The organism is Streptomyces sp. NPDC001787, assembly GCF_040297465.1.
GTDB lineage: Bacteria > Actinomycetota > Actinomycetes > Streptomycetales > Streptomycetaceae > Streptomyces.
Genome location: NZ_JBEOZE010000004.1, coordinates 89,720 through 103,414, shown reverse-complemented (window position 1 = coordinate 103,414; position 13,695 = coordinate 89,720). Strand labels below are relative to the sequence as shown.

Here is a 13,695-nt window from a genome sequence, read left to right as displayed (position 1 = left end):
GGTTGCGTCCGGACGGCACGGGTGCGGCCGTCCGGAGCCCCGGCGCCGCCACGGACACCGGGGCGGACCCGGCCCTCAGACCCCCGCCGGCTCGTCCTCGCCGATGAAGGTGCGCCAGAGCCGGGCGTACCGCCCGTCCCGGGCCAGCAGCTCGTCGTGCGTGCCGTCCTCGACGACCCGGCCGTGGTCCATCACCACGACCCGGTCGGCGCGGGCGGCCGTGGTCAGCCGGTGGGCCACCACCAGCGTGGTGCGGCGGCCGGTGAGCCGGTCGGTGGCCTGGTTGACCAGGGCCTCGGTGGCGAGGTCCAGGGCCGCGGTGGCCTCGTCGAGCAGCAGGACGTCCGGGTCGACCAGCTCGGCGCGGGCGAGCGCGATGAGCTGGCGCTGGCCGGCCGAGAGGTTGCGGCCCCGCTCGGCGACCTCGTGCAGATAGCCGCCGTCCAGGGTGGCGATCATGTCGTGCGCGCCGACCGCCCTGGCCGCCGCCTCCACCTGCGCGTCGGTGGCGTCGGGCAGACCGTAGGCGATGGCGTCGCGGACCGTACCGGCGAAGAGGTAGGCCTCCTGCGGTACGACACCGAGGCGGTGCCGGTAGGCGGTCATGTCGAGCTTGCGCAGATCGGTGCCGTCGGCGGTGACCCGGCCGCCCGTGGGGTCGTAGAACCGGGCGACGAGCTTGACGAGGGTGGACTTGCCCGCCCCCGTCTCCCCGACGAAGGCCACCGTCTGGCCCGCCGGTATGTGCAGGTCGATGCCGGTCAGGGCCTCTTCCTCGCCGCCGTACGCGAAGGACACGTCCTCGAACGCGATCTCGCCGCGCAGCGACAGCACGTCCATCGGCTCGTCGGGGTCGGCGGTCGAGGTGGGCTCCTGGAGCAGTTCCTGGATGCGGCCGAGGGAGACGGTGGCCTGCTGGTAGCCGTCGAAGACCTGGGAGAGCTGCTGCACGGGGGCGAAGAACAGGTCGATGTAGAGCAGGTACGCGACCAGGGCACCGGTGGTCAGGGTGCCGTTGTCGACCCGGCCCGCGCCGACGATCAGCACGGCGGCAGCGGCGACCGAGGACAGCAGCTGGACGAACGGGAAGTAGACGGAGATCAGCCACTGGCCGCGCACCCGGGCCTCGCGGTAGTGGTCGCTGCGGTCGGCGTAGCGCCGCGCACCGTCCTTCTCGCGGCCGAACGCCTGCACGATCCGCAGCCCGGAGACGGACTCCTGGAGGTCGCCGTTGACCGCGCTGATGCGCTCACGGGCCAGCTCGTACGCCTGGACGCTCTTGCGGCGGAAGAAGAACGTCCCGATGATCAGCACCGGCAGCGTCGCGAAGACGACCAGGGCCAGCTGGATGTCGAGGACGAGCAGGGCGACCATGATGCCGAAGAAGGTGACCACCGAGACGAACGCGGTGACCAGACCGGTCTGGAGGAAGGTGGACAGCGCGTCCACGTCCGTCGTCATCCGGGTCATGATCTTGCCGGTCAGTTCGCGCTCGTAGTAGTCGAGGCCGAGCCGCTGGAGCTGCGCGAAGATCTTCAGGCGCAGGGAGTAGAGCACCCGCTCGCCGGTGCGGCCCGTCATCCGGGTCTCGCCGACCTGGGCCGCCCACTGGACGACCACGACGAGCAGGGCGATCGCGGAGGCCGCCCACACCGCGCCGAGCGCGAGCCGGTTGACGCCCTCGTCGATGCCGTGCCGGATCAGTACGGGCAGCAGCAGCCCCATGCCCGCGTCGACGGCGACGAGCGCCAGGCTGACCAGCAGCGGCAGGCCGAAGCCGCGCAGCAGGCGGCGCAGCCCGTAGGACCGCTCCGGCTGCACGGCGCGCGCCTCGTCGATGTCGGGGGTGTCCGTCGCGGGCGGCAGCGCGTCGACCTGGGCGAGGAGTTCGGGAGTGGCGGGCATTCCGGCCGTCCCGGCGGCGGGGGTCTCCTCCTTGCGTATCCAGAGGTCGGGCGTGATGCCCCGCTCGGCGTCGAATTCCGCGTCCAGCTCCTCCAGGAGCGCGCGGTCGTCCTCGGGCGCCGTGCCGGGGTCCACGGGCAGATGGCCGGGTGAGGTGCCGCCCAGCTCGTCCGGGTCGGTGAGCAGCCGCCGGTAGAGGGCGGAGCGCTGTTCCAGCTCCTCGTGCGTGCCGATGTCGGCGAGCCGTCCGCCGTCGAGGACGCCGATGCGGTCGGCGAGGCCGAGGGTGGAGCGGCGGTGGGCGATCAGCAGGGTGGTGCGGCCCTCCATCACCTGCTTGAGCGCCTCGTGGATCTCGTGCTCGACCCGGGCGTCGACGGCGGAGGTCGCGTCGTCGAGGAGCAGCAGCCGGGGGTCGGTGAGGATGGCGCGGGCGAGCGCGACGCGCTGGCGCTGGCCGCCGGAGAGGGTGAGCCCGTGCTCGCCGACCTTGGTGTCGTAGCCGAGGGGCAGCTGCGCGATGAACCGGTCGGCCTGGGCGGCGCGGGCGGCCTGCTCGATCTGCTCCTGGGTGGCGTCGGGGTAGCCGTAGGCGATGTTGGCGCGGATGGTGTCGGAGAACAGGAAGCTGTCCTCCGGCACGAGGCCCATGGCGGCCCGGAGCGAGGCCTGGGTCAGCTCGCGGACGTCGTGGCCGCCGACCAGGACGGCGCCGTGCGTCACGTCGTAGAAGCGGGGCAGCAGCAGGGAGACGGTGGACTTGCCGCTGCCGGAGGCACCGACGAGGGCGACGGTCTCGCCGGGCTCGATGGTGAGCGAGAAGCCGTCGAGGACGGGGTTCTCCTCGTCGTAGCCGAAGCTCACGTCGTCGAACTCGACGCCGGCCGGGGCGTCGGCCGGCAGCTCCTTCGTGCCGTCCCGCATCGTCGGCTCGGTGTCGATCAGCTCCAGGACACGCTCCACGCCGGCCCGCGCCTGCTGGCCGACGGTGAGGACCATGGCGAGCATCCGGACCGGGCCGATGAGCTGGGCGAGGTAGGTGGAGAAGGCGACGAACGTACCGAGGGTGATCTCGCCCTTCGTCGCCAGCCAGCCGCCGAGGGCCAGCATCGCGACCTGGCCGAGCGCGGGCACGGCCTGGAGGGCGGGGGTGTAGCGCGAATTCAGCCGGATGGTCCGCAGCCGGCCGGCGAAGAGCCTGCGCCCGACCTCGCGGAGTTTTCCGGTCTCCTGGTCCTCCTGCCCGAACCCCTTGACGACCCGGACTCCGGAGACGGCGCCGTCGACGACTCCGGCGACGGCGGCGGCCTGGCTCTGGGCGTACCAGGTGGCGGGGAAGAGGCGGTTCCGGGAGCGCTGGGCGATGAACCAGAGGGCGGGGGCGACGGCGAGGGCGACGAGGGTCAGCAGCGGCGACAGCCACGCCATGATCACCAGGGAGATGAGGAAGAGCAGGATGTTCCCGATGGTCATCGGGAGCATGAAGAGCAGGCCCTGGATCAGTTGCAGATCGCTGGTGGCGCGCCCGACGACCTGGCCGGTGGACAGTTCGTCCTGGCGTTTCCCGTCGAGGCGGGTGATCGTCGCGTACATCTCCGTACGCAGGTCGTGCTGGACGTCGAGGGCGAGGCGTCCGCCGTAGTAGCGACGGATGTAGGTGGCGATGTAGACGAGCACCGCCGCGCCTATGAGGAGCCCGGTCCAGACGGCGAGGGAGCGGGTGTGGTCCGTGACGACGTCGTCGATGATCACCTTGGTGATCAGCGGGACGAGCGCCATCACGGCCATTCCGGCGAGCGAGGAGCCGAGCGCCAGCACGACGTTGCGCCGGTACCGCCATGCGTACCCGGTCAGCCGCCGGCCCCACCCCTGTTGCTCTGCGCCCGTCACCCGTGCCTCCCGTTCGACCCCGTGCTCCACCTGCTCTACCGCAAGGCACCAACGCCGCGAGCAGTGGATTTCATCCCGCCGCAACAAAAGGGGGACCAGCGACCGAGGCCGAACGTGTCAGGTCGTAGGACCTTCGGCTCCGGGTGCGAGGGCTCCGGGTGCTACCGCTTCGCCGTGAGCATCGGCACGCCCGGTGTGCCGGGGACGGCCGGGACGGCTTCCTGCGGGGCGACGGGCAGGGTCGAGGGCTGCCAGGACCTGGTGGTCGGGTTCAGATCGCGGTGGACGACGCGGGCGACGGCCTGGATGGTGTTGATGCCGTCGTTCATCGTCTTGTTGTCGTGGGTGAGCACGGTGAGGGCGTAGTCGTGCCCCTTCCCGGTGAAGGCGCCGATGCTGTGCACCCGCCAGCCGTGCGTGGCGCGCGGCAGCCAGCCGTTCTTGACCTGGACGTTCGCCCCGGACGGGGCCCCGGCGGGGGTGCCCCAGCGCTGCGCGGCGACGACCTTGCGCATCAGGCCGAGCTCATAGGCGCGGGAGGCGTCGGTGAGGACCTCGTTCTTGGCGGTCAGCAGCGTCAGCAGCCGCAGCTCGTCCTGCGCGGTGATCCGGGTCAGGCCCCAGTAGGTGCCGGAGCCGGGCACGGTACGGGTCATCCCGGCCGCCTTCAGGAACGCCTTGACCTTCCCGGCTCCGAGCTGCTTCCACAGGGCGCTGGTCGCGGCGTTGTCCGACTTGGTGATCATGGCGGTGGCGAGGTTCTTCTCGCGCTCGGTCAGCGAGCGGTTCTTCTTCTGGCTGTCCCGGAGCAGCGCCGCCAGGACGGTCGCCTTCACGACGCTCGCGGAGTCGTACGCCTGCGTGCCGCGCAGGGTGCAGGTCGTGTTCGTCGTCCGGTCGTGGAGCGCCACGGCCGCCGTCGACCGGCGCCCCTTGAGCGCGGCGGTGATGTCCCTGGTCAGCTTGACGGCCACCCGTGTCCTGTCGGAGGTGCAGCTCACCTTGGGCGCGGCGGCCACGGCGGGCGTGGCGGCGGCCAGCGGCACGAGTACGGCGGTGGCGAGCGTGGCGGAGAGTATGCCCCGGGACATCCGGCTGCGATGCATGGTCATGAGAGTTCCCGTCCCTGCGTGATACGTACGGATGCGCCCCCCGGCACACCCAGAACAGACGACTGCCGACCGGCCGAATAGTTGTACGTGGCACCGTGCGGTGTTCCGGAACGGGGCGGGCCGGGTAGTGGAGGACGGCCGGAATCGCACGGGCCCGGCACGGAACGGACAGATCCCAGGGCGGAGAGACCATGACCACCGATCAGCTCACCGAGGCGCACCGCTGCGGCAGGCTGTACGCCGCGCTCGCCGAGTTGCAGAAGCTCAGCTCGGGCCCGCATCACTCGCTGGGGAGCCCCGGCCCGGCCCGGCAGATCGCCACGGAGCCCCGGAAGCATCTGACCGAGCACCTGGAGAAGGCCGGCAAGTATCTGCTCGACGCGAGGAACCGGGGGAACGGTACAGCGGCGGCGGCCGTCTTCCGGATGCTCCCCGACCTGCTTCCGGAGTCGAAGGAGCTGCCGGGCGACCTGCGGACGGACGAGAAGCGGGAACGGTTCGGGGAGGGACGCGACCAGCAGGCGGCCGAGATCGAGAAGGCGCTCAAGGCCCTGTGACGGGCGCTGCCGCCCCGCTGCCCGGGGTCTCCGCCGCCCCGGGGCCCCCGGGGCGGCGGTCCCGCCCGGCTACCGGTGCGTCGGCTCGAACATCCGCAGCAGGGCCGGAAGCACCACGACCGACGGGCCCGGGTCGGCCAGGGCCTTCGCCAGGTCGGCGGTCAGTGACTCCGGCGTCGTACGGACGGCGGGGACGCCGAACGACTCGGCCAGGGCGACGAAGTCCGGGCGGGCCAGTTCCGTCGCGTGAGCCTCGCCGAAGGCTCCCGTCATGTACTCGCGCAGGATGCCGTAGCCGCCGTCGTCGACGATCAGCCAGGTGACGGGCAGGCCGTACTGGCGGGCGGTGGCCAGTTCGGCGAGGGAGTACATCGCGCCCCCGTCGCCGGAGACCGCGAGCACCGGCCGCGTGGGGTCGGCCGCCGCCGCGCCGATGGCCGCCGGGAAGGCGTAGCCGAGACCGCCCGCGCCCTGGGCCGAGTGCATGGTGTTGGGGTGGCGGGCGTCGAACGCGGACCAGGCCCAGTAGGCCAGGATCGTCATGTCCCAGAAACTGGGGGCCGTGTCGGGCAGTGCCTCGCGCACGGAGGCGAGGACCCGCTGCTCCAGGGCGAGGTCCTGGGCGTCGATCCGGGCCCGTACCTTCCCCAGCACCGTACGCACCCGCCCGGCCGCGTCCTCGTCCGGGCGCTCCGCCACCGCTTCGAGGAGATCGGCGAGCGCCTCGCGGGCGTCGGAGTGGATGCCGAGAGCGGGGTGGTTGGACTCCAGTTTCCCGGCGTCGGCCTCGATCTGGATGACCCGGCCGCGCGGGCTGAACGTGTGGTAGTTCGAGGACAGTTCGCCGAGGCCGGAGCCGACGACGAGCAGGACGTCGGCGGACTCCAGGAAGTCCGTCGTGTGCCGGTCCTCCAGCCAGGAGCGCAGCGAGAGCGGGTGTTCCCACGGGAAGGCGCCCTTGCCGCCGAACGTGGTGACGACCGGGGCGTTGATCCGCTCGGCGAGAGCGCGCAGCTTGCCGCTCGCGTCGGAGCGCACGACTCCGCCGCCCGCGATGATCGCCGGACGTTCGGCGTGCGACAGGAGATGGGCGGCGGCCACGGTCAGTTCGGGGCGCGGGTAGACCTCGCGCGGGGTGGCGTCCATCGCGCTGACGACCGGCAGCACGGTCCCGGCCAGCAGCACGTCCTGCGGGATCTCCACCCAGACCGGGCCGTGCGGGGCGGTCAGCGCGGACTCCCAGGCGGCGGCGATCGCGGACGGGATCTGCGAGGCCGAACGGACGGTGTGCACGGACTTCACGATGTCGCGGAACGACGCCTGCTGATCGCGGAGTTCGTGCAGATAGCCGTGCCGGCCGCCGCCCAGCCCGGCGGTCGGGATCTGGCTGGAGACCGCGAGCACCGGGGCGGAGGCGGCGGCCGCCTCCTGGAGGGCGGCGAGCGAGGTGAGCGCGCCGGGTCCGGTGGAGAGCAGCAGGGGCGCCACTTCCCCGGTGATCCGGCCGTAGGCGTCGGCGGCGAAGCCCGCGTTGTTCTCGACGCGCAGTCCGACGTACGCGAGGGAGGAGCGGCGCAGCGCGTCGAACATGCCGAGCGCGTGCTGGCCGGGCAGCCCGAAGACGGTGGTCGCGCCGAGCCCCTGGAGGGATTCGACGACGAGATCGCCGCCGGTGCGTCCCGGCGGGGGGCTGAGGGCGGCCTCGGCCTGGGCGGGGGTGAGCCGCGGCCGGTCGTCGTGGTCGTGGCTCACTCGGCCTGCTTCCCCTTCGACGCCGCGATCTGCCGGGACATGATCGTCGTCAGTTCGTAGGCGGTGTGGGAGGCGGCGACGGAGGTGATCTCGGCGTGGTCGTACGCGGGCGCGACCTCGACCAGGTCGGCGGAGACCAGGTGGCAGGAGGCGAGCCCGCGCAGGATCTCCAGCAGTTCGCGGGAGGTGAGGCCGCCGGCCTCGGGGGTGCCGGTGCCGGGGGCGTGCGCCGGGTCCAGGACGTCGATGTCGATGGAGATGTAGAGCGGCCGGTCCCCGATGCGCTGGCGCAGCTGGTCGGCGATCTCGTCGACGCCGCGCCGCATGACATCGGCCGAGGTGACGATGCCGAAGCCCATCTTCTCGTCGTCGGTGAGGTCCTGCTTGCCGTACAGCGGGCCGCGGGTGCCGACGTGGGAGAGCGCCGAGGTGTCGAGGATGCCTTCCTCGACGGCCCGCCGGAACGGGGTGCCGTGGGTGTACTCGGCGCCGAAGTAGGTGTCCCAGGTGTCCAGGTGGGCGTCGAAGTGGAGCAGCGCCACCGGGCCGTGCTTCTTCGCGACGGACCGCAGCAGGGGCAGCGCGATGGTGTGGTCGCCGCCGAGCGTCATCAGCCGGGCGCCGGTGCCGAGCAGATCGTCGGCGGCGGCCTCGACCGTCTCGACGGCCTCGTTGATGTTGAACGGGTTGGCCGCGATGTCACCGGCGTCGGCGACCTGGGCGAGGGCGAACGGCGAGGCGTCCTGGGCCGGGTTGTACGGGCGCAGGAGCCGGGACGCCTCACGGATCGCGTTGCCGCCGAAGCGGGCGCCGGGCCGGTAGGAGACCCCGCTGTCGAAGGGCACGCCGACGACGGCGACATCGGCGGCGCCGACCTCGTCGAGGCGGGGCAGCCGGGCGAACGTCGCGGGTCCGGCGTACCGCGGGACGCGGGAGGAGTCGACGGGGCCGCGCGGCGCTGCGTTGCTGCTCATGGGTCGGGGTGCCTTTCCTTCGGGCGATACGCGCTTTGTGGGCGTTCGTACGCTATTCAGTGTGCGGGGTGGTTCCGGGTGCGGGGGCCGGGTGTGCGGGACAGGGCACGGGGCCGGGGTACGCGGCGCCTTCCCGCACAACGGGTCCGGGTTCGGGTGTGATGAAGACGGTAGGTGGCCGGGCAGCGGTGCTGAAGTGTACGTTTCATCCATTCTTGACACGCTGACTGGATGGACCGTCCATGCCGGACCTGCCCGCCGGGCCGCCCACCCCGCCGATCCCCCTGGCCTCGCTCCTGGCGAGGGAGGAGCTCGGGCTGCGCCGGATCGCGGGGCCGGTCCACGCGGACCTGCTGTGGGTGCACACCTCGGAGATGGCCGACCCGTACCCGTATCTGCTCGGCGGTGAGCTGCTGCTGAGTGCCGGGGTGCTGCTCACGGACCCGGACCGCTATGTCGCACGGCTGGTGGAGGCGGGGGCGGCGGCGCTGGGCTTCGGGGTGCGGCCGGTGCACGAGACGGTGCCGCGGGCGCTGGTCGAGGCGTGCGAGCGGCACGGTCTGCCGCTGATCGAGGTGCCGCCCGGGACGCCGTTCGCCGCGATCGCGCGGGCGGTGTGGCGGCTGATGTCCGAGGCGCGCCACCGCGAGCTGCGCCGGGTGACGCGCGCGCAGCAGGCCCTGGCGACGGCGGCGGCCCGCCCCGACCCGGTGCCCGCGGTGCTGCGGCAGCTCGCCGCGCAGCTGGGCGGCCGGGCGGCGCTGCTGACGGCGGACGGCGAGGAACTGCACGCGGCGGGCAGCCGTCCGGCACCGGAGGTACGGGAGGCGCTGAGGCGGCTGGCGAAGGTGGTGACCCCGGGCGAACCGCCCTCCCCCGCACCCCCGGCTTCCGCACCCCCGGGTCCGGCGTCACCGGCCCCCGCACCGCCGGCCCGCACAGCTCCGGCTCCCGCGGCTCCGGCTCCCGCGTCGGCGACGGACACGTTCGGCGAGGCGCAGTTGTCCGCGTACGCGCTCGGAGGCGGCCAGGGCCTGGTGCTGGCCCTGGCGACCCCGCGGCGCGGGACGGGTGACCACACGGTGGCCGGGATCGCGGTCGTCCTGCTCTCCCTGCTGGCCGCCCCTCACCAGGGCGCCGACGCGGCGGGCCGTTCGGCGGCGCTCGTACGGATGCTGCTGGGCGCGACTTCGCAGGAGGTGACCCCGCTGCTCGGCGGCGAGGGCCCCTGGACCGTGGTGCACGCCCGCCGCACGGACGGCGCCACCGCCGGCCCGCTCACCGCCGGGGCCCTCGGCGCCTCCCTCGGCTCCGCCCTGGTCGACGCGGGCAAGGGCGGGGACGCCGTACGGATCCTGCTCACCGGCACCGCCCCTCCCGCCCCGCAGCCGGGCTGGACGCTCGGCGCGTCGGCGCCGGTACCCGTGGGGGACCTCGACGCCGCCGACATCCGGGCGGCCCGCGCCCTGGGCCACGCCGAGGCGACCCGCACCCCGCTGGAGATCGGCTCCCCCGCCTCCGGCCTCGCCGCCCTGATCCCCCCGGACCGCGCCGCCGCCCACGCCCGCGCCCTCCTCGCCCCGCTCACCGCACCCCTGGCCGACACCCTGCGCTGCTGGCTGTCCCTGCACGGCAACTGGGACCGCACGGCGGTGGCCCTCTCCGTCCACCGCAACACCGTCCGCCAACGCGTCGGGCGGTGCGCGGAGTTGCTGGACATGGATCTGAACGACATGGACGTACGGACGGAGTTGTGGTTCGCGCTGCGCCGGACGTGAGACCGGGCCGCGAAGAGCGGGGTGGCCGACCCCGCCCCCCTCACCACTCCCGGGCCGCGATCAGCTCCTCGCCGTCCGCGTCCTCGAAGCCGTACGCCGTCGCGATGAACCAGAACGCCTCGCCTATCTCCTCGCGCGCCACGGTCTCGATCTCGCTGCCCGCCGCGTCGAACTCCGCCTCCAGGTCGTTGAACGCCTCGGTCGCGACCTCGGTCAGCGCGTACAACGCCGTGAGGTCCGCGGGGTTTTCGGCCTCGATCCGCTCGCACAGGTGGAGCAGGATCGCCCTGCCCTTGTCGAGCACGTGGTCCGGGTAGTAATCGTCCTCGTACAGCGGGAGCAGGAACGCGTACTGCGCCACCCGCTCGTTCGTGATCGCCATGGCGACCCCCCTTGCCCGTCCGAAGGCCCGAAGGCCGAAAGCCGAAAGCCGAAAGCCGAAAGCCGAAAGATCCGACTCCCCGATCCTGCACCACACCACTGACAACACCGCCGGGCCGGGGTGCGCGCGTGCCGAGCATCACCCTGGACAGGCACCTTGACTGCCGGGTAACTTCAGGAGGAATGGCTGAGCAAGCGCTTAGCCCTGCTGACGAAGCCGAAGCTGACAGCTCACAAGGAGGCACCCCGTGCGCCGTACGGTATTCAACGAGGACCACGAGGCGTTCCGGGAGACCATCCGCGCCTTCATCAAGGCCGAGGTCGTGCCGGTCTACGACGAGTGGTTCGCCGCCGGCCAGGTGCCGCGCGAGTTCTACCACAAGCTCGGTGAGCTGGGCGTCTTCGGCATCGAGGTCGACGAGGAGTACGGCGGCGCGGGCATCGAGTCGCACAAGTACGAGGCCGTCATCTACGAGGAGACCTCCCGCGCGGGTGTCTCCTTCGGCGGCTCCGGCGTGCACACGCTGCTCGGTCTGCCCTACATCAAGATGCTCGCCACCGACGACCAGAAGAAGCGCTGGCTGCCGAAGTTCGCCACCGGTGAGGAGATGTGGGCGCTCGCGATGACCGAGCCCGGCACCGGCTCCGACGTCGCGGGCATGAAGACCACCGCCAAGCTCTCCGAGGACGGCACGCACTACGTCCTCAACGGCGCCAAGACGTTCATCACCGGTGGGGTGCACGCCGACCGCGTGATCGTCTGCGCCCGCACCTCCGCCCCGCGCGAGGACGACCGCCGCTTCGGCATCTCCCTCTTCGCCGTCGACACCACGTCCGAGGGCTACTCGGTCGGCCGCAAGCTCGACAAGCTCGGCCTGCGCACGTCCGACACCGCCGAGCTGGCGTTCGTCGATGTCAAGGTCCCGGCCGAGGACCTGCTCGGCGAGGAGAACAAGGGCTTCGGCTACCTCGGCACCAACCTGGCCTCCGAGCGCTGGGGCATCGCCTTCGGCGCGTACGCGCAGGCCGCGGCAGCCGTCCGTTTCGCCCAGGCCTATGTCCAGGACCGTACGGTCTTCGGCAAGACGGTCGCCTCGTTCCAGAACACCAAGTTCGAGCTGGCCGCCTGCCAGGCCGAGGTCGACGCCGCCCAGGCCGTCGCCGACCGCGCGCTGGAGGCCCTCGACGCGGGCGAGCTGACCCCCGCCGAGGCCGCCTCCGCGAAGCTGTTCTGCACCGAGGTGGCGCACCGTGTCATCGACCGCTGCCTCCAGCTCCACGGCGGCTACGGCTACATGAACGAGTACCCGATCGCCCGCCTGTACGCGGACAACCGGGTCAACCGGATCTACGGCGGCACCAGCGAGGTCATGAAGTCGATCATCGCCAAGTCCATGGGTCTGTAGGGCGGTCACGTTCCTTTCATGAGCGCACCACTGGACTCCCTGCTCGATCTGCTCGACCTGGAGCGGATCGAGCGGGACATCTTCCGCGGCCTGAGCCGCAGCGCGGTCGTGCCCCGTGTCTTCGGCGGCCAGGTCGCGGCCCAGGCGCTGGTCGCCGCGGGCCGTACCGTCCCGGCCGACCGGGGAGCCCACTCCCTGCACGCGTACTTCCTGCGCGCGGGGGATCCGGGCGCGCCGATCGTGTACAGCGTCGACCGGATCCGCGACGGCAAGTCCTTCACCACCCGCCGCGTCGTCGCCGTCCAGCACGGCCAGCCGATCTTCCATCTCTCCGCGTCCTTCCAGACGTACGAGGACGGGCTGGAGCACCAGACCGGCATGCCGGCCGCGTCGGACCCGGAGACGCTGCCCACGGCCGCCGAGATGCTGCCCCGGTACGCGGACCGGTTCAGCGACCCCGGGGTCGTGGACCGGCTGGTCGAGGCGCGGGCCGCCGTCGACCTGAGGTACGTGGACGCCCCACCGTTCGGGACGGTCGGTGAACCCCGTGATCCCCGCTCCCAGGTGTGGTTCAGGACGAACGGCAAGCTCGCGGACGACCCGCTGCTGCACGTCTGCATGGCCACGTACGTCTCCGACATGACGCTCCTCGACTCGGTGCTGCTCGCCCACGGGCGCGGCGGCTGGGCGGTCGGGGACGTGGTGGGCGCCAGCCTGGACCACGCGATGTGGTTCCACCGTCCCTTCCGGGCCGATGAATGGCTGCTGTACGACCAGGAGTCGCCCTCGGCGTCCGGCGGGCGCGGTCTGGGCCAGGCCCGGATCTACACGCAGGACGGGCAGCTCGCGATCACCGTCATCCAGGAGGGCGTGGTCCGGGTCCCCCGGGACTGAACAGGCCGAAGTCCGTCGATTCGGACATACTCCCCACCATGGGCGACGAGAAATCCGGTGGTGGGGAGTCCGCGTTCACGGTCGTCGTGGCGGCGGTCGCCAATCTCGGCATCGCCGTGGCGAAGGCCGTCGCGGGGCTGATCAGCGGGTCGAGCGCGATGCTCTCCGAGGCCGCGCACTCGGTGGCCGACACCGTCACCGAGGTCATGCTCCTCACCGCGCTCCGGCGGAGCGGGAAGCCCGCCGACGAGGACCATCCCCTCGGCTACGGCCCCGAGCGCTACATCTGGGCGATGCTCGCCTCCATCGCGACGTTCGTCGGCGGCGCCGTCTTCTCCCTGTACGACGGTATCCACACCCTCGTCGAGGGCGAGAAGCCCGGCGATCCGCTCGTCTCGTACATCGTGCTCGGCGTCGCCTTCCTGCTGGAGGGCTACTCCCTGCGCACCGGCGTCAAGCAGGTGCGGCGCGAGGCGTCGAGGCTGCGCGTCCCGGACGCGTACTACCTGCGCCACACCCCCGACACCGCGGTCAAGGCTGTCGTGATGGAGGACTCGGCGGCGCTGATCGGTCTGCTGCTGGCCGCGGGCGGGCTGCTCGGCGGGCAGCTCTCCGGGTCCGGTGTCTGGGACGGCATCGCCTCCGTCCTGATCGGCGTGCTGCTCGTGTACGTGGCCTGGGTGCTCGGCCGGTCCAACGCCCAGCTGCTGATCGGCCGTCCGCTGCCGGCGGCGATGCGGGCGGGGGTCCGCGAGGAACTGCTCTCGGTCCCGCACATCGTGGACGTACTGGAGCTGACCACGCTGATCCAGGGGCCGGACGAGATCCTGATCGCCGCGAAGATCGACTTCAGGGACATGGCCGGCGCCGAGGAGGTCGAGTGGGCCTGCGAGGAGGCGGAGGCCCAGTTGCGGGAACGCTTTCCGTCCATCCACCGCGTCTATCTCGATCCGACGCCGGGGCCCGAACAGCGGGCCGCGCGCCGGGCGCGCGGAACCGGGTGAGGCGCCGCCCCCCTTCGCGCCCCCTCGCCCTCCCTCACGTCC

General features: G+C 72.3%; 10 protein-coding genes. 5 read left to right on the top strand and 5 right to left on the bottom strand.

Going from position 1 to position 13,695, the window contains the following annotated elements; all coding sequences use genetic code 11:
* Positions 1-75: 75 nt before the first annotated feature.
* Both ABT170_RS07370 and ABT170_RS07365 read right to left on the bottom strand, forming a co-directional pair.
* On the bottom strand, positions 76-3,795 hold the full coding sequence (locus tag ABT170_RS07370; protein ID WP_351864841.1) for an ABC transporter ATP-binding protein: 3,720 nt from the start codon (positions 3,793-3,795) through the stop codon (positions 76-78).
* 161 nt (positions 3,796-3,956) lie between these two features.
* The gene (locus ABT170_RS07365; protein ID WP_351864838.1) at positions 3,957-4,907 is read right to left on the bottom strand and encodes a serine hydrolase; all 951 of its coding nucleotides are present in this window, start codon (positions 4,905-4,907) and stop codon (positions 3,957-3,959) included.
* Between the two features lie 191 nt (positions 4,908-5,098).
* Here ABT170_RS07365 and ABT170_RS07360 point away from each other — a divergent pair, with 191 nt between their 5' ends.
* Complete coding sequence (locus ABT170_RS07360; protein WP_351864836.1) at positions 5,099-5,464, top strand: hypothetical protein; 366 nt, start codon at positions 5,099-5,101, stop codon at positions 5,462-5,464.
* Between the two features lie 69 nt (positions 5,465-5,533).
* Here the strand turns inward: ABT170_RS07360 and ABT170_RS07355 are convergent, their stop codons facing one another.
* Both ABT170_RS07355 and speB read right to left on the bottom strand, forming a co-directional pair.
* Positions 5,534-7,216, bottom strand: coding sequence for a thiamine pyrophosphate-binding protein (locus tag ABT170_RS07355; RefSeq protein WP_329944377.1), 1,683 nt, complete (start codon positions 7,214-7,216; stop codon positions 5,534-5,536).
* On the bottom strand, positions 7,213-8,190 hold the full coding sequence (gene speB / locus ABT170_RS07350; RefSeq protein ID WP_351864832.1) for an agmatinase: 978 nt from the start codon (positions 8,188-8,190) through the stop codon (positions 7,213-7,215). Before speB ends, ABT170_RS07355 begins: the two co-directional genes overlap by 4 nt.
* A gap of 242 nt (positions 8,191-8,432) precedes the next feature.
* Here speB and ABT170_RS07345 point away from each other — a divergent pair, with 242 nt between their 5' ends.
* Entirely contained in the window at positions 8,433-9,968 is a 1,536-nt protein-coding gene (locus tag ABT170_RS07345) for a PucR family transcriptional regulator (RefSeq protein WP_351864830.1), read from the top strand.
* A gap of 40 nt (positions 9,969-10,008) precedes the next feature.
* Here the strand turns inward: ABT170_RS07345 and ABT170_RS07340 are convergent, their stop codons facing one another.
* The gene (locus ABT170_RS07340; protein WP_329944374.1) at positions 10,009-10,350 is read right to left on the bottom strand and encodes a DUF5713 family protein; all 342 of its coding nucleotides are present in this window, start codon (positions 10,348-10,350) and stop codon (positions 10,009-10,011) included.
* Between the two features lie 247 nt (positions 10,351-10,597).
* Here ABT170_RS07340 and ABT170_RS07335 point away from each other — a divergent pair, with 247 nt between their 5' ends.
* The 3 genes from ABT170_RS07335 to ABT170_RS07325 are packed head-to-tail and all read left to right on the top strand — an operon-like array spanning position 10,598 to position 13,653.
* The gene (locus ABT170_RS07335) at positions 10,598-11,755 is read left to right on the top strand and encodes an acyl-CoA dehydrogenase family protein (protein ID WP_329944373.1); all 1,158 of its coding nucleotides are present in this window, start codon (positions 10,598-10,600) and stop codon (positions 11,753-11,755) included.
* An 18-nt stretch (positions 11,756-11,773) separates the two neighbouring features.
* Positions 11,774-12,649: an acyl-CoA thioesterase gene (locus tag ABT170_RS07330; protein WP_351864825.1), complete on the top strand. Its 876-nt coding sequence runs from the start codon at positions 11,774-11,776 to the stop codon at positions 12,647-12,649.
* 38 nt (positions 12,650-12,687) lie between these two features.
* Positions 12,688-13,653 carry a cation diffusion facilitator family transporter gene (locus ABT170_RS07325; RefSeq protein WP_329944371.1) on the top strand — a complete coding sequence of 322 codons (966 nt, stop codon included), beginning with the start codon at positions 12,688-12,690 and terminating at the stop codon, positions 13,651-13,653.
* Positions 13,654-13,695: the final 42 nt, after the last annotated feature.